The sequence below is a fragment of the Paenibacillus sp. EB106-06-01-XG199 genome (genome assembly GCF_058791575.1).
The window spans coordinates 834,290-852,015 of sequence record NZ_JBYTDQ010000002.1 but is presented as its reverse complement, the minus strand read 5'-3'; the positions used below and the strand labels follow the sequence as shown (position 1 = coordinate 852,015).

The following is a 17,726-nucleotide window of genomic DNA, read 5'->3' as shown; positions in this document are numbered from 1 at the left end:
TTATTGCTTTATAAATGAATAGACCAGCTTCACTTGACTTAAAGTTAACTTTAAGTGATAAGTTAGAACAAAAATTGATATTGAGGTGAAGGTATGAATATTACCCAGGTTGCTAAGCTGTTTGATCTTTCGGCAGCCACATTAAGATACTACGAGAGCATTGGTTTGTTTCCGCCGGTTAACCGGAAAGAAAGCGGTGTGCGTGATTACAACGAGGAAGATATCAAATGGATTGATTTTATAAAATGTATGCGGGATTCAGGTTTGACGATAGAGGCATTAATTGAATATACGTCATTATTCGCTAGCGGTGATCACTCTTTAGAAGCACGCAAACAGATTTTGGTCGATGAGAGGGAGAAGCTGATACAGAAACGGAAAGAACTTGACGAATCTATCAGCAGATTGGCCGTGAAAATTAAGGACTACGACGGAAAATTGCTTGAACGAGAGGGGAAGCTCAAAGGCACACTCGTAATAGAAGCGAAGCATGACTAAATCAGAATTCGGTAGCTAAAGGAGTGGGATTCATATTAAACCAAAGGAAAAACTAAAGACGTACTCCTTATTGTCAGTAGCGTTATTAATATCTTCAGGACCAATAATCGCCGCTAATATTCCGTCGATAGCGAAAGATTTTCCTGCTATTTCTCTGACACAGGTAGGGTTACTGACTACAATACCTTCCCTGTTTGTTATTTTTGGTGTTCTAATCGGGAATCGGCTGGAACTGCGGATCGGAAAGAAGAGAACCATTTTAACAGGATTAGGATTCGTATTCATTTCAGGGACATTCCCGGCAATGAAGCACGATGTTTTTTCATTGTTATTCGTTTCCCGCTGTTTGTTTGGTCTGGGTATTGGCTTATTTAACCGCTTAATCATTCAGATGATCAACGATATATACCAAAATAATCCTGGGAAACAGGCATCTTTAATTGGAATTGAGAGTGCCTTTGAGGGATTAGGAGGTATCTGTCTGACGCTAATCGTGGGTCAATTATTAAAAATTAACTGGTATACATCATTTTATGTTTATGCATTGGCACTTCCCGTTTTTGTTGCTTTCCTTTTCTTTGTTCCGGAAGATAAAAGGGAGATAGACAAAGGCGGGGCGGAACAACTAACACTGACCTCAGACCATCCAAGTAATAAAAGGCCCTTACGAGTGATAATTGGCTTTGGCATTTTATTGTTTGTAATTGTTACTCTATTTATCAACTACAATATTCAGATTACTCCTTTGATAATGGAGAAGAATATTGGGAACGCGACGAACGGCAGCAATATGATTGCTTTTATAGGTTTAGGAGCCTTTATTGCCGGCTTTTCTTTTGGGAAATTATATAAATTGCTCAGACACTATATTGTTCCTTTGGCCATCCTTTTTCTGGGAGTGTCCATGTTTATGACGACGATCTCACAGAGTATTGTTCTGACTACATTTTGTTCGATGGTTATCGGTTTTTCATTTCGGTGTATTATGCCTTACTTACTGCATACATTTACGCAGCAAATTGCGAATATGGCAAAATTGGGCACTACGATCGTATTGGTCGCTTATAACTTAGGAGCCACCCTTTCACCTTATGAAGGGACATTGGTCAGACAGCTATTTCATGCTCCAAGTATACAATCATTGGTTTTCACTAATGCAATGATACTCTTATTGATTGCCATAACTGGTTTTAGTGTAGTTTACGTAAATCAAAAAAGAAGTTTGACTTCAAGTTAACTTGAAGTTGTAAACTTGGCCTGTATCAATAACTGAGGAGGAATTAACATGACTAATATTAAAGGGAAAGTTGTCATTATCATGGGGGCATCAAGCGGGATTGGTGAAGCCACAACGAAGAAGCTTGCTGGGGAAGGCGCAAAATTAGTGATTGCGGCTAGACGTGAAGATCGCCTGAAATCTCTTGTTGAATCCCTGCCTAATGCTGAAATTTCTTATGCCGTTGCGGACGTAACCAAACAAGAAGAAGTTCAAGCGGTTATTGATTTAGCAGTTAAGAAGTATGGCCGTGTAGACGTTCTATACAATAATGCTGGAGTTATGCCGACAGCACCGCTGTCAGCAACCCGTTTCGATGAATGGCGTCAAATGCTTGATATCAACATTATGGGGGTTCTGAATGGGATTGCTGCAGTTTTGCCTATCATGAAAAAACAGCAATCCGGGCACATTATTGCAACGGACTCTGTGGCAGGACATGTTGTATATCCCGGTTCTGCTGTATACTGCGGAACCAAATTTGCTGTCCGTGCTATCATGGAGGGATTGCGTCAGGAAGAACGTGAGAACAATCTCCGCAGCACAATTATTTCTCCAGGATTAGTGGATACTGAGCTGTACACAACGGTCAATGACGCTGAAAACCGAGAATGGCTGAAAAATAACGCAAAAATTGCAGGTGTGGGTTTGAGTCCAAGCGATATTGCTGACGCAGTAGCCTATGTCATTAGTACACCTGAAACGGTTGCTGTAAGTGAAATTTTAATTCGTCCAACGAAGCAACTCGTTTAATTCGGAGGTAGCAGGTGAAACATTCCGTGTTTAATTTTGATAAAATGACCAACCGTTTGGGTACGAACTCTTATAAATGGGATGTTCATACGGACGAGCTTGCGCTATGGGTGGCAGATATGGATTTCGAGACGTCTCCGGCAATTGTCGAAGCTCTGCAGAAGAGATTAGACCATAAGATCTTTGGCTACACGATGGTTCCTGATGCGTACTACAATGCAGTTGCAGGATGGTGGAGTAGGAGGCATCAATTTCAAATACAACAGGAATGGATTATGTTCTGTACTGGTGTCGTCCCGGCAATTTCCACCATTGTGCGTAAAATGACCAAAGTGAATGAGAAAGTATTGTTGCTGGCTCCAGTCTATAATATCTTTTATAACTCGATCGTGAATAATCAGCGAAAGGTTCTTACGAGCGAGCTGGTCTATAAGGATCAAAGGTATTCCATCGACTTCAACGATCTGGAAGAGAAGTTGGCCGATCCCGAAACAACACTCCTGATTTTCTGCAATCCGCATAATCCAATAGGCAAGGTGTGGGACAAACAAACACTTGAGTCCATCGGCAACCTTTGTATTAGACATCATGTGCTGATCCTTTCGGATGAAATTCATTGTGATCTAACGCATCCAAGCTACCGCTACACTCCCTTTGCTTCGGTATCTGAAGAGATAGCCCAGAATAGTATCACGTGCGTGGCTCCAACCAAAACATTTAACCTGGCAGGACTCCAAACGTCATCTATTATCGTACCGAATCCGGAGCTGCGGGCGCTTGTAAATCGTGGGATCAATACTGATGAAGTGGCTGAACCGGGTGCTTTTGCTATTGAAGGAGCCATTGCTGCTTTTACAGAAGGAGAACCTTGGCTTGACGCACTGCTGGAATATTTAATGGGCAATAAGCAATGGATGGAATATTTTATGGCAGCAGAGCTTCCAGAGCTTAAGGTCATTCATTCAGAGGCTTCCTACCTGGCGTGGATTGATTGCACAGCTGTAACTAATGATTCGAAGGCTTTATGCGAATGTATAAGAAAAGAAACCGGGTTGTACATTTCAGAAGGAGCTATTTTTGGCGGGAATGGACAAGGGTTTATAAGAATAAACTACGCCTGCCCCAAAACGCGTCTGGAAGATGGCTTGCAGCGCTTGAAGCGGGGGATTGAGATTTTTAAAAGTATGTAGTCAATCCATAGGTGAAGGGAGTGAACTAACATGAAATTAATAATGACAATTGGGCAGGATGAATATATAGCCACATTAATAGATAGCAAAGCAGTGGAAGGATTTATCACCCAGCTTCCTTTAAAGCTAACCTTACAGGACTATGCGGGCACTGAGAAGATCGGTGATCTTCCAGCACGTCTATCCGCCGAGGGTTCTCCGCCAGGGACAGCTGCTTCAATAGGAGACCTTGCTTATTACGCCCCTTGGGGGAACCTAGCGATATTTTACAAAAGCTCCGGATATGCTTCGGGACTTATTAAGCTGGGAAGTATAGAGTATAATGCCAAGAAACTGGCTAGCTATAATAAACCGATAGAAGCACTACTTGAGATAATCAATGAATAAGCTTTTGTATTTTGGACTATATAGACAAATGATTTGAGCTAAGCAGCAAAGTTTCTTTTCTTGTTTCCTGTTATTCTATAGGTAAAAGCTAAAAAAGGCGGAACTGCTCATGTCCATTAGCATCAGCAAAACAATTAAGGCACCGCAAGAGCTGGTCAATGCACCAGATAAAACAGGAAGCTTACAGTATCATACATCTCCCTTGAAGTGGATACGCAACCGGAGATTAGATAAGGCTGAGAAGATGTTACTGGAAACTTCGATTTCCGTTACAGATATTTGTTACTCCACCGGCTTCGAGAATATCGCCTATTTCTCCAAAGTGTTTAAGCTGCGGTTTGAACTCGCTCCTTCAGAGTATAGATTGAAGTTTAAGCCACAGGAGAATGAAGTGAAGTTATAAGTTAAGGGTTAACGTTCCGCGGGAATTACCGTGGAACGTTTTTTTATGTGAAAAGTAAGCCAAATGAACAAACAGAATGAGCCTGTGAGCAAAGAAACTAATGATTTTTCTTGTTATTCTTATCTCGTGCAGTAGAACAAAGAGATTACTCAACAGAAATAAGGAGAGATTCTGAATGAAAACACTGGTACTCGTATTCCATCCTAACCTATCTAGCTCCCGTCTTAACCGCCGCTGGGCGGAAGAAATGGACAAGCAAGCCGGTGTAACTGTGCATCGTGTTTATGAAGCTTACCCCAACGAGGAGATTGACGTTAACGCCGAGCAAGAGTTATTAGTGCAGCATGACCGCATCGTTCTGCAATTTCCTTTCTATTGGTACAGCACACCTTCATTGCTTAAAAAATGGGAAGATGCCGTTGTTACCTATGGCTGGGCCTATGGAAGCACCGGCAACAAGCTGCATGGCAAGGATTTGCTGCTAGCAGTTAGCGTGGGGGCTTCTGAAGATTCTTATACACCTAATGGCGCATTCAAATATACTCTTGCTGAGTTATTGCGGCCTCTTCAGGCAACGAGCAACATGATCGGTACTAGCTTTCTAGCGCCTTACGCAGCCTACGGAGTTATGCAGCTATCTGACGAACAAATAGAGCAAACTGCGAAAGACTATCTCGCTTATGTGCTTAATCCAGAAGCAGCATTGCTCGCCGTACGCTGATTACATTACTGCTAGTGAAGGTTGGACTATGCGGAGGTTATTCATAATATTGAAGGGCGTGAAAGCCTTTCCCTAGCGGCACGAGAAGAAGTGACGCCTTTAATCCAGATACGCTTGGCACACGTCATTAAGCTACCCTGAATATCATTAACGCTGGACACTCAAAAATGGCAATATGAAACTAAGTGCGGCTGACTTTTTTTAAAAAAAGCTGCGCCTTCATTTTGTATGAGGTGGATGGATGTTTTGAAGCAGAGGGGTTGGATATTGTAACGGTAAAGCCTAGCTTTTCAAGCCTACGCACAGATTGTTTGTCGATCATCTCTTGCTGCCTCGCCTCAAAATAATGGACCCCAAATCACGGTAATCTTCACCGCGAGTTAATAGATAATAAGCGACCTTGCGCGCTGCAATGCGTCGGTACTATGCACCGAGATAGTTGTTCGATCCTCGTATGGAGTTAGGGGCTTAATATCTTATAAGAAATTCTTGAAATTACAGAAATTTATCCGGGTAGGGGGATGCTATTATACAATTACAAATAAAGACGAGGTGATGATATGCAAGCGAAATTGGCAGCGGACGCCATTCCCCTCCCCAAAAAGCGGAATTCATGGATAAGAACGATAAAAAAGTATAAAGTGATGTACGCTCTCTTGTTCCCGGCATTAGTTTACTTTGCCGTATTCAAATACATTCCTATGGCGGGAATCATTATTGCCTTTAAAAACTATAACCTAGCTTTGGGACTATGGGATAGCCCATGGGTGGGATTTAGAAATTTCACAGATTTTATGAACGGCGTTTATTTCTGGGACATCATGAGAAATACGATTATCATATCGCTGTATAAGCTGTTGTTCGGTTTCTCAGCTCCTATCATACTTGCTTTGCTGCTCAATGAAGTTTATACCCAATGGTTTAAGAAAATCGTACAAACGATCACTTATTTACCCCACTTTCTATCATGGGTCATTGTTTATGGAATGATGGTGGCATTATTAGCCCCAGGGGATGGTCTTTTTAACATGATTTTGAAGGAAGCTGGAGTTGAACCCATCTCATTCCTAACGGAACCTGCCTGGGGCAGACTGCTGATCATCTTATCTGAAATATGGAAGGATATTGGATGGGGAGCAATATTGTACCTTGCAGCATTAGCAGGAATCGATCCAAGTTTATATGAAGCGGCTAGAATTGATGGCGCTTCCAAGTGGAGACAGCTATGGCATGTAACACTTCCCGGCATTCGAGGCGTTATGATTCTGATGCTGATCCTTAAATTAAGCCATATTCTAGATGCTGGTTTTGACCAAATATTCATGTTTGCCAACAGCTTTAATCAGGAGAAGATCGACATTATCGACACATGGGTATACCGTGAAGGGCTCGAGCGGCTTAAGATTGGCTTGGCTACTGCTGTGGGATTATTTAAAGCGGTCATCGGATTTGTTTTAGTGTTGGCAGCAAATAAGCTCGCCAAAAAATTCGATGGGCAAATTTGGTGAGGTGGTTATCAAAATGATCAATTTGACAATCGGAGAGAAGGTCTGGCAAGCAGTCGTTTATTTTATTCTTATTTTGCTAGCTCTACTTTGCTTACTACCCTTTCTATATGTGGTTGCTGTTTCAGTGACGCCAGAATCGGAAGTGCTAAGAAGAGGAATTGTTATCATACCAGAATCCTTTACCTTTCTAGCCTATAAAGAAGTATTCATTTCTCATGGTATCGGGCAGGCGTATAAAATTACATTGTTTCGAACGATAGTAGGCACTGCTCTCAATGTGTTTTTTACGGTAATAGCGGCATATCCGTTATCCAAAAAATATTTGCCGGGTCGAAGCCCATTTTTACTATTCATTGTCTTTACCATGATGTTTGGGGGAGGATTAATTCCGACTTATTTACTAGTCCGCTCTCTGGGATTGCTAAACAGTCCGTGGGTATTGATTATTCCACATCTCATTAGTGCATTTAATCTGGTGATCATTAAAGGCTTTTTCGAGCAATTGCCTGCTGAAATCGAGGAATCAGCGAGGGTAGACGGTGCAAGTGAGCTTCAGTCGTTATGGCGGATCATTTTACCTCTGTCCTTGCCCGTCCTTTCCACAATTTCATTATTTTACGCAGTCGGGCATTGGAACAGTTACTTCGATGCTATTGTTTATATCAATGATTCCAACTTAATGCCGCTCCAAGTGATCTTGCGCAACATCCTGCTTAACGTCGCAACACAAAGTGCTGATTCGCTTGCCAATACCGGAGCTGTTAGTACGTTCGCTATACAAATGGCAGCAGTTGTCGTGACTACAGTTCCGATTTTGATCGTTTACCCATTTATGCAAAAGCATTTTACCAAAGGTGTGCTCTTGGGATCGGTTAAAGGTTAAAAAGATAATCCAACCTGAGTTGTTACGGGAAAACCGTGATAATATAGAAGCAAAGGAGAGGTCATTATGCAAAGTAAAGCGATTACATTTGCTATTCTGACAGCAATGGTCGGTGTGGGAACGGTATTGTCAGGATGTGGGGAACAAAAAGAGGTTACATCGACAGCTTCGGGTAATTCACAAGGCCAGTCTAGTCCCTTTGAAACCAAATTGAAAATTTCGATGTTTAACCAAGGCACTTTCAACGCTGCTGCGCCGATTCCTCCCCGTGAAGAAGATATCCAACGCCAAATGTTGGAGAAAGCAGTGAATATCGACTTGGAAATGATGATTCCTCAATCAGGGCAAGCAACGACTAAATTAAATACGCTCATTGCCGGCGGAGATATTCCAGATTTGATCTTCTTGAAGAGCCGGGCTGATTTGGCGCAATATTATGACCAAGGCGTTCTTGCGGATTTGACACCGTATCTGGATCAATTTCCTGAATTACAGAAACGTTTTAGCAACGACTCCTGGGAGGCGATGTCCTATCAAGGAAAAACCATTGGAGTTCCAGGTTATGATAATGTAAACGGTATCAGTCGAAGCTTCTTCATCCGCAATGATTGGCTGAAAAAGCTGAATATGGAAGTGCCAACGACACCTGACGAGCTATTCGAAGTTATGAAAGCCTTTACAGAGAAAGACCCGGACGGTAACGGCAAAAACGATACGTACGGATTCATAGGGGGTATGAATAAAGAAGGCAATCTGCAAACCTACGGCTTCGATAGTTTGATGTGGATGTTTGGCGTCAATCCTCCCTCAGCCATTGATGTGAAAGACAATAAACCGGTGTTCCTGTTCACCGATCCAAAAATGAAAGAAGCGCTCACTTATATCAATAAAATGATGGAAGCCAAAGTTGTAGATCCAGACTGGGTGACGATGAATACTCCCGATTTGTTGGACCAAAAGTTATTTAAGGGTAAAGTTGGATTCATGATAAGAGATGCCCGCAGGCTGGAACCAGATTATCAGCAGAAAATGAAAGAAATCAGTGGAGAGGTGCCGGAATGGATCGTTATTCCTCCAATGATAGGTCCTTATGGTGATCAAATTGTAGAGAGAAAATCGTTCCAAGGCAATTCATGGGCCATATCCAAGAAAGCGGATAAGGACAAAATCATCCGTATCTTGTCCATGCTGAATTATCTCTTTACGGACAAAGAAGCCTATCCGAATTTTGCATACGGAATTAAAGGGATTCATTGGGATTTGGTAGACGGCAAGATCAAAAATAAAACCTCCGAATTATCGAAGGAAATGAAAGATAAGTACCTATGGGTCGATCATTATAGAATGCCGCGTCGTGGTGATGATGCTGAGTACTTCAGCTTCCAGAATCCTAAGACGGCAGAAGCTTTTAAGAACAATCAGAAATACGTTACGGCTACTTTGCCAGGTAATTTATTGACTGAAGACCCGAGCGATTCATTGGCAGCTGACCGCCAACGTTACATTAATGAAAGCTTGGTCAAATTTATGACTGGCAAAGAACCTCTTTCGAGCTGGGACAATTTCCTCAATACACTGGAAACCAAGTTTGACATGCAGAGATATAAGGAGTCAGTAATCAAACAATTTAAAGAAGCAGGCTTAATCAAGTAAATCAAGCAGAAACGGCTTCGCCGTCCTTTTAAAGGACGGTACCGTTTCAGCGAGAAAGATAAGGAATATTTATGCGCGAAGCATATAAATTCTTATCTTTTAAACGAAGAGAGTGGCTGTAAATAGCCCCTCTCTTTATTGTCATATGTTAGTATTTGTTTAATACAGATTTAAAAGGAAGATGATCGATGCGAAGAAGAATCAGCTTGCCTTTAAAATTATTTTTTATCGTGTTTGCATTTGTATTAAGCTGCATAATCTTGATAAGCCAATTGTCTTATCGCTATGTCCAAAAGGAAATAAGAACCACTGACATTTATTACACTAACCAAATACTTGACAAGATAGACCAGTATTTCACAGTTAATTTTTCCTCCTTCCAGACGATCCTGTTCTCGGTCGAGTCATCGGTGAAAGCCAACATTAACAATACGGACGTGATTAAAAAGCAATTAAGAGAGCTGTATGAACTCAACAGTAATTACGTCAGTAATATTTATTTGATCAAAAGCGATTTATCCATTCTAGGCGGAAGTACACCTACCCGAATATTCGATGAACCTTTATCTGAAAGAAAACCTTTGTTTGATGCAGCTGACAAGAACAGAAGGACTACATTTGTCAGTGATCCTTACAAATCTAAATATTCCGGCTGGACAGTTACGATGGTTCGATATCTGAACGGCGCTCCGTTTCCTATGGCCATTGCGGTAGATTTAGATCTAAATGCCATTGAAGAAACCTTGTTCAAGATTAATAAAAAAGAACAAATGAACTTGGCTCTAATCACCGCATCGGGAAAAATCATTGCCGGATTTTCGGAAAATAAAGGACCGCTGAATATTCAAGATCATACTTTTTCAATCGGGGAAACGTCAGCGGAACAACTTCTGGATACTACAGAAACAAGCCTTCAACTGCATACCAAGGATGGTATTCCGGTCTCCCTTCTGAAAAAACCGACTGAGAAATTCAACTGGACCATCATCTCGATCAACGATGAATCACGCTTGAAAGCTGCTTTGTCCAGATTGGAAACCTATTATATCGGGCTTCTAGCTGCAGGTTTTCTCTTAAGCCTGTTCATTTCCTTTTTTATTGCCAAATATATAAGGACCCCACTCTATGCGCTTAAAACAAAAATGAAGCGGGTGGAGCAAGGCCTCCTAACAACTACTATATCAATTAACCGAAACGATGAGTTTGGAGATCTCTCCCGGGCATTCGATCGTATGCTGCAGCAAATTGTGGAACTGATTCGGGGAGCGGAGCTTCATAATGAACTTGAGCGGAAGCTTGAAATTCAAGTGCTGCAGTCTCAAATAAACCCGCATTTTCTGTATAACACGCTTGGTTCTATCAGCAATGTCATACGACTCGGACAAATAGAGAAAGTAGATGTGGTGATCGAGTCTCTCATTTCAATATTGGAATATGGGATAGCCGAAGCTTCGGAAGAGGTTTCACTACGTCAGGAATTGCAAAATGTATCGGACTATATCGCTATCCAGAATATCCGCTATAACAGGAACTTCCACTTGATTGAAAATATCGAAGCAGGGTTAATAGATTTTCCAGTTTTTCGAATGCTGCTGCAGCCCCTTGTGGAGAATAGCATCTTCCATGGTTATAACGGAGGAGGGATCGAAGGCCCAATTACTATTCATGCGTACAGGGAGGGCGGCACCGTCATCATAGAAGTAGTTGATCAAGGCGAGGGTATTCCAACTGATAAAATAAAGCATATTTTAATTTCAGAACCAAGTGATGTGGAAGTGAAAAGGAAAAGAATCGGGTTAAATAATATTCATGGCCGAATCAGACTTCACTACGGAGAACAGTTTGGGCTCCAAATCATAAGCATACCTAAGGAAATAACTCGGGTTCGCGCCTTATTCCCAGCAGGCTTATTTAAAGGAGATGCATGATGGTGAGAGACTACACCTGCTTTATTGTTGACGATGAAGATCTAATCATTCAGAGATTGGAATTGTATTTTAACGGGCTCTCCCATAGGGAAAGGCGATTTCATTTAGTGGGAAAAGCGAATAATGGGCTGAAGGGGATAGAGGAGATCGTAAAGCTTAAGCCGGATATCGTGATATCTGATATCGTTATGCCGCGAATGGATGGAATTTCCATGATTGAGCAGCTAAAACCAAAACTTCCCCATACCCAATACATTCTTTTAACCGCCTATTCATCTTTTGAATACGCCCAGAGAGCTATTCAAGCGAACGTATTGGAGTACATCGTTAAGGTTCCGCTTAGGGACGCGGATTTGGATCGAGCTTTAGATAAGGCAGCCGGGATTTTAAATGAGGTTAAGAAAAAAGAAGTGGAATTTCAATCGTTAAACATATCCGTGCTTGAAAATAAATATAGAGTCCGCAAGCAATTTTTTAACGAGCTTATCAGAGGCGAAATTCCTTCTCATCGGGCATCGGATTTTGCCAATCGCATGCAGTTCCATTTCTTTCAAGCCAACTATTGCTGCTTCATTGTTGAAATGAATATGTATGAAAGTTTCCGAAACGAATATTCAGCGTCTGATCAAAACATCTTGAAATATGCGATTACGAATGTAATCGAAGAAACTTTGGTGAATGGTGGCAGAGGCGTAGCTGCAGATCTATCCGATAATCGTTTTATTGGCTTTCTTTCCTGGGAAAATAATCGCAGCGATATGGACACAGAATATGCTTGCCATTCATTAGGTAGTCAAATCGTCTCCCATTTGCATCAATATTTGAATCAAAGGGTATCTGTCGCTTTTGGAGGTCCGCACCGAGGCTGGGAATCCATCAAACAAGCTTACACGGAAGCACAAAATGTGAGTGATGATTTCTATTATCATACAGAGAAAGTAGTAAAAACACCTATGCATCGCTTCCATTACCATAATGATAGAGAAGAAGAATTTCAGCAGAAACTGGCTGAATTTCTTGCTGGGGTGAAAAGAAAGGTTTCCAAGGAAGAGCTGGAGAAAGCATTTGCTGATCTGAACCAATTTGTAACGGACCATAAAATCCATAAGTCTATCATGGCGCCTATGCTACGAGACTTATACAGAGACATTACTGTGAAATTTAAATCGGGGAACAAGTTGACGACGGAAGTAGCAGAGTTTCCCATAGAATTTATGACTTTCCGGGAGCAGCTTGCCTATATTGGCGATTTCACCTTCGAATATGTACACGCAGGCCAACTTTTACATCGTGTAGAAATTATGAGTGCTATACGGTTTATAGAGAATAACCTGAAGCAGAGATTAACGCTCGAGGCGATTGCCGAGGAAGTGAATTTAGCTCCATCGTATTTTAGCAGCTTATTCAAAAAAACAATGAACGAGGGCGTTATCAGCTACATCAATCGTAAAAAAATTCAATTAGCGCTCGAGCTGTTAAATGTTCAGGATTATTCTTTATTGGAATTGTGCGAGGAAGTAGGAATTGTGAATGAAGGTTATTTTTGCAAATTATTTAAAGAATATACAGGTGATACTCCTAAGCAATATCGGATAAAAATGACACGGTATGAATCCAAATAACGTTGCAAAAAATGTATAATTTTTTCGCGAAATCATGTAAAAAAAAGGGCTTCAAAAGGCTTAACATGATAGAAGGATCAAATCATGGAGGGTATCAAAATGGAGCTTATTAAAGCAGATGTAACCGTCGTAGGCGGAGGTATTGCTGGGATATGCACTGCCATTGCTGCCGCACGCCAAGGGCTGCAGGTTTCACTTATTAATGATCGACCGGTTCTTGGGGGAAATGCGAGCAGCGAGGTCAGGGTTCATATCAACGGGTCGGCATATCTCGGAAACAGTCCATCCTATTATGCACGCGAGGGCGGATTGGTGGAAGAACTCAAATTGAAGATTTTTCACTATAATCCGTTATACAACAAGAAGCTTATGCTTTCGCTTTCGGATACGGTCTTATTGGATATGGTCTATGGTGAGGCTAACATTTCTCTATTTCTGAATACATGCGTGCATGAAACGGGCATGGAGAACGGCAGAATTAAATGGGTGGAGGGCCTTCAATTAGCTTCCGAAAGAAAATTCCGTTTTGAAAGCCGAACCTATATCGATTGCTCCGGAGATGGAATTGTCGGATATCAGGCAGGGGCTCTCTTCCGATGGGGGAGAGAGGCGAAGCATGAATACAAGGAAGAATTGGCTCCTGAATTGGCGGACCATTACACCATGGGCGATACGATTCTGTTTCAAGCCCGTGAAGTAGAATATTCCGTTCCATACCAAAGACCTGGCTTTGCGTATGATATTACGAAGTTGGCCTTTTTCGATAGTATCAGAAAAGGCTTAAACCATCGGGCTTTTCCAAGAAAAATCAACGGGCTTGGCGGATTGTGGTGGTTGGAATACGGCGGACATATGGATATTATCAAGAATAATGAAGACATCGCATTGGAGCTGCGAAAATTGGTGTACGGGATTTGGGATTATATCAAAAATAGCGGCGAATTTGATGATGTGGACAATCTCATCTTGGATTATGTGTGCCCGATTCCAGGAAAGCGGGAGTCGAGGCGGTTTATTGGGGATCACATGTTGTCTCAGAACGATCTTACAGCAAAGCCGCATTTCGAAGATGCTGTATCCGTTGGTGGATGGTATATGGATCTACATGCTAATAAGGGCATCTACGATGAGGGGCCGGCTACAGCTTGGAATTTCGTGCCTGGATTGTACAATATCCCTTTCCGCAGTTTATATTCACGAAATATTCCTAATCTCATGTTCGCTGGTCGCAATATAAGTGCTACCCATGTGGCTTTCGGATCTACAAGGGTAATGGCAACCTGCGGTTGTATGGGGCAGGCGGTTGGAACGGCTGCTTCGTTATGCTTGAAATATGAGATAGACCCCGCGGCCATAGTCGAATCTCATATGGGGGAGCTGCAGGCGCTGCTGCTTCGAGACGGGCAAACGATTGTAGGGCTTCAAGAGGAATTGGATCCTTACTTCGCTGACGGTTTAACTATTCGTGCTTCGTCTCAGCGCTGCTATGACAATCTTCATCCATCCGAAGTGATTTCCTTGGAGAAAGGGTTATGTTTGGTCTTGCCGATTCAGACATCCGTGGCTGAAAGCGTACGGATCAAAATTAAAAATAGGTCCGAGCATTCGGAAACACTGCATGTGAAGCTGTTTGGCGGGGAACGGAAGGAGAATTATATTCCCACCAGCGAGTTGAAAGACTACCGCATGGTTATTGCAGCCGGTAATGACGACTGGATTACGCTAGACTTGAGCTGCAGGAAACCGGCTGACGACAAAATCTACATCGTATTGGAAGGTACGGCGAGCCTTGCCGTATACGGCAATGAAGAGAAAATGACAGGAGCTGTCAGCTTCTATTATAGACCGGAAGAGCCGTCCAGACTGAAGAAATTTAATAAGAGCATTTGCTTCAAGGATCTGTTACCATCCCAGAATATGTATAGTCCTGAAAATGTCGTTAACGGCTTCTCCAGACCTTATGGTCTGCCGAACGTCTGGATTTCTAAACGTACGGATCGACAGGAATGGTTGGAATTCTGTTTTGCCAGCCCCAAAAATCTGGACGAAATCCAGCTTGTTTTTAATTCGCAGCTGGATTTGGAGCATTTCAACGACCCGATTGAGTCCCTTATCCAAGATTATGATATGACCTTGACCTTAGAAGACGGAACTGAGAGGACAATCATAACTCGTGGGAATTATCTCACGTTGAATAAACATAAGATGGATGCAAATGGTGTAACCCGAATCCGGATTAATTTCTGTGCAACTTATGGTTCGCCTTATTTTGAAGTGTTTGCTGTAAAATGGTTTGCTCCTAAAATCGATAAATGAGGACAGGTGAAGTCACGATGAAGGAATTATTCCCTCGTAAAGGGCTCCCCAATATAATTCAAAAATTGGAAAATGGGGATACCGTAACAATCGTCTATTTCGGCGGCAGTAATACGCGTTCTGAAGGCTACAGGGTCATGACGGCGGATTGGCTTCGTAAGCAATATCCTAAGGCGGATATCCGCTCTGTGAATGCAGGCATTAATGGGACAGGATCGGATTTGGGCTGTGCCCGTTTAGAGACAGATGTACTGCGTCATCGGCCTGATCTAGTTTTTGTTGAATTTGTTGGTAATGATGGCGGAGATCCCGAATCCAAGGCGCGGATCGAAGGGATTGTCCGTCAGATCCGCAAGCGGAGCCGGTTTACCGATATCCTGTTCGTTTATACGGTGAAGGAGCGGGATGTGGCCTTATTTCAGTCTGGGGAATACCAGAAGGGGGCTCTAATGCAAGAGGAAGTGGCCGACTATTACGGTATTCCTTCGATTCATCTGGGCGTAGCCGTCAGTCACTTGGTGTCGGAGGGAAAACTCGTTTTTACCTCAAGGGAAGACGTGTCCATTTCCGGAGCCGTTGTTTTTACACATGATTCGATCCATCCGACTATTCCCGAAGGACACCAGATTTACACGGATACGATCACCCGGTCATTTGAGAAAATTAGAGAACTTCAAGAACATCCGGGAAGGTCAGTACATCACTTACCTCAGAATCCGTTGGTCCCGGCTAATCCTTGGGAGTATGCGACCATGATGTCATTGGATAGTCTTACCGATTTTTCCGCAGGATGGTCTTACATGACTCCCGATGATTGTGCTTTAGTGCGCGAGTACAATTGGTTGTTTCCCGGCCTGTGGCGAGCAGTCGATCCTGGAGAGGCTATCACGGTGCAGTTCGAGGGAACCCGTATCGGGTTTTTCGATATCGGGGGGCCTGATTCTGGCAGATTGAAGGTGTCGGTGGATGGTAGAGAACCCTTTATTGTCGATCGATTCACACTACACAACGATCATAATCGAAATCAGTATGTATTCTTGCCGGAGCTCCCGAATGGGAAACATACGGTTCGCTTCGAAGTCGATACCGAGAAGACAGACAAAGCGGCCGTGTTTGAGGCATGCGGCAATGAACGAGGTAGAGAGCATGTTCGGCAGCATCCAGATTGGTATGATCAAACGGTGATCCAGCTTGGGAAGTTGTTATTGGTGCAGCCGCCATTATAATTAATCATTAGGCTTGTCCACTTGGAAGACCTACATCATAACTGACTGCAGTTGAGCGGTCAGTTATGATGTAGGTTTCTTTTTTTACTTAAAATCTTATAAGAAATTCTAGGAATTAAAGAAATTTCATCGTCATGTGACATGCTAAGATAAAAACGACGGAACGGGATTAGCCAGAAGGATAATTGCTTCTTTACGATATTCAAACAAAGGAGGGTATCATTGTTTTGAAAGCGTTATCAACTTAAGGGAGGCTGTGAATTGTATGATAAAAAGGAAGCTGTTTTTCATAATCGTTTTCATCGTGACGATATTAGGAAGTGTCTGAAAACTAAAAAACATGGTAAGATTTGAGAAAACGAATGGGGCGTCAAGCATGATTCAAAGACGGTACGAAATAAGCGATGAACAGTGGGAACAAATTAAGGGCATGTTTCCACCCTACAAAACAGGACGTCCGTCAAAATTAAGTGAAAGAACCATGTTAACGCTTTTCTATGGATCGCTCGAAGTGGTGCTGCCTGGCGCGATCTACCGGAGGAACGCTATGGTTCATGGAAAACGGTCTACAGTCGCTTCTGCAAGTGGCGAGATACTGGACTGCTTGTCGCGATCTTCCAAACTCTTCAGGTCGAACCTGACTTTGAAAACTTGAGCATTGATTCTACATCGGTCAAAGCCCATCAACATAGTGCCAGTGCTAAAAAAACGCCCCAGGACACGAAGTGAATCAGCACATCGGCATCAGTCGTGGCGGAAAGACAACCAAACTTCACACCGTCGTCGATGGATTAGGAAACCCCCTCGCTTTTCTTCTGACGGGTGGTCAAATCTACGATTCCGTTCCAGCGATCGATTTACTTCAGAAGCTTGATATTACAGGAAGTCATATTCTTGGCGACAAAGCTTATGGCTCAGAAGCGATTCGGAATTGGATTACAGCTAAGCAGGCATCCTACACCATCCCGCCTAAAACGAATAGTCAAAACCCATGGAAAGTCGATTGGTATCGCTACAAAGAACACCACTTAGTGGAGTGCTTTTTCAATAAAATCAAACACTTCCGCCGTGTGGTTACTCGTTATGACAAGTTGGCCAAGTCATTCCTGGCGTTTGTATACGTAGCTGCCATTTTCAAATTGACTCAATGAAGAATTTTCAGACACGATCTAGATTCATAATCGCTTTTTTCAAAAATGATGATTAAATATAAGGCTCAAATCCACCTTAGTGGTTTGTATTTAGAATGATGCATAGTATTCATAAATGATGCATAAACCATAAAAGTGCGTTTTCTCGTTTAAAATGAAATATTAGAGAGGTTCAGGCTAGTTGGACTGACTTTTCTCATTTAAAATGAAA

Annotated in this window: 14 protein-coding genes and 1 pseudogene; all 15 read left to right on the top strand. The window is 42.4% G+C overall.

All coding sequences use genetic code 11. The features are described 5' to 3' along the window. The first annotated feature begins 93 nt into the window (after positions 1–93). The 15 genes and pseudogenes from AC3WT9_RS09820 (at position 94) to AC3WT9_RS09750 (ending at position 17,515) form a co-directional block, all read left to right on the top strand. Positions 94–498, top strand: coding sequence for a MerR family transcriptional regulator (locus AC3WT9_RS09820; RefSeq protein ID WP_341091998.1), 405 nt, complete (start codon positions 94–96; stop codon positions 496–498). 70 nt (positions 499–568) lie between these two features. Continuing rightward, entirely contained in the window at positions 569–1,735 is a 1,167-nt protein-coding gene (locus AC3WT9_RS09815) for an MFS transporter (protein ID WP_341092000.1), read from the top strand. Between the two features lie 48 nt (positions 1,736–1,783). Beyond that, positions 1,784–2,527: an SDR family oxidoreductase gene (locus AC3WT9_RS09810; protein WP_341092003.1), complete on the top strand. Its 744-nt coding sequence runs from the start codon at positions 1,784–1,786 to the stop codon at positions 2,525–2,527. A gap of 14 nt (positions 2,528–2,541) precedes the next feature. Next, a complete protein-coding gene (locus AC3WT9_RS09805) occupies positions 2,542–3,717 on the top strand; it encodes a MalY/PatB family protein (protein ID WP_341092006.1) in 1,176 nt (391 codons plus the stop codon). Positions 3,718–3,747: 30 nt separating this feature from the next. Further along, entirely contained in the window at positions 3,748–4,104 is a 357-nt protein-coding gene (locus tag AC3WT9_RS09800) for a cyclophilin-like fold protein (RefSeq protein ID WP_341092008.1), read from the top strand. A 109-nt stretch (positions 4,105–4,213) separates the two neighbouring features. Beyond that, the gene (locus AC3WT9_RS09795) at positions 4,214–4,507 is read left to right on the top strand and encodes a helix-turn-helix domain-containing protein (RefSeq protein ID WP_341092010.1); all 294 of its coding nucleotides are present in this window, start codon (positions 4,214–4,216) and stop codon (positions 4,505–4,507) included. Positions 4,508–4,682: 175 nt separating this feature from the next. Next, on the top strand, positions 4,683–5,228 hold the full coding sequence (locus AC3WT9_RS09790; RefSeq protein ID WP_341378196.1) for an NAD(P)H-dependent oxidoreductase: 546 nt from the start codon (positions 4,683–4,685) through the stop codon (positions 5,226–5,228). Positions 5,229–5,788: 560 nt separating this feature from the next. Continuing rightward, a complete protein-coding gene (locus AC3WT9_RS09785) occupies positions 5,789–6,736 on the top strand; it encodes an ABC transporter permease (RefSeq protein WP_038589741.1) in 948 nt (315 codons plus the stop codon). Between the two features lie 13 nt (positions 6,737–6,749). Further along, positions 6,750–7,619 (top strand): carbohydrate ABC transporter permease, encoded by an 870-nt coding sequence (locus AC3WT9_RS09780; protein ID WP_038589742.1) that lies wholly within the window; start codon positions 6,750–6,752, stop codon positions 7,617–7,619. 66 nt (positions 7,620–7,685) lie between these two features. After that, positions 7,686–9,272, top strand: coding sequence for an extracellular solute-binding protein (locus AC3WT9_RS09775; protein ID WP_341092016.1), 1,587 nt, complete (start codon positions 7,686–7,688; stop codon positions 9,270–9,272). 188 nt (positions 9,273–9,460) lie between these two features. Next, positions 9,461–11,200 (top strand): sensor histidine kinase, encoded by a 1,740-nt coding sequence (locus tag AC3WT9_RS09770; protein ID WP_341378197.1) that lies wholly within the window; start codon positions 9,461–9,463, stop codon positions 11,198–11,200. Then, positions 11,197–12,822: a response regulator transcription factor gene (locus tag AC3WT9_RS09765; protein ID WP_492407552.1), complete on the top strand. Its 1,626-nt coding sequence runs from the start codon at positions 11,197–11,199 to the stop codon at positions 12,820–12,822. Before AC3WT9_RS09770 ends, AC3WT9_RS09765 begins: the two co-directional genes overlap by 4 nt. Positions 12,823–12,921: 99 nt before the next feature. After that, positions 12,922–15,138, top strand: coding sequence for an FAD-dependent oxidoreductase (locus AC3WT9_RS09760; protein ID WP_341378199.1), 2,217 nt, complete (start codon positions 12,922–12,924; stop codon positions 15,136–15,138). Positions 15,139–15,155: 17 nt separating this feature from the next. Next, positions 15,156–16,364, top strand: a complete 1,209-nt coding sequence (locus tag AC3WT9_RS09755; protein ID WP_341378200.1) for an SGNH/GDSL hydrolase family protein — start codon at positions 15,156–15,158, stop codon at positions 16,362–16,364. A 376-nt stretch (positions 16,365–16,740) separates the two neighbouring features. Further along, positions 16,741–17,515: pseudogene (locus AC3WT9_RS09750) on the top strand (IS5 family transposase). The last annotated feature ends 211 nt before the right edge of the window (positions 17,516–17,726 follow it).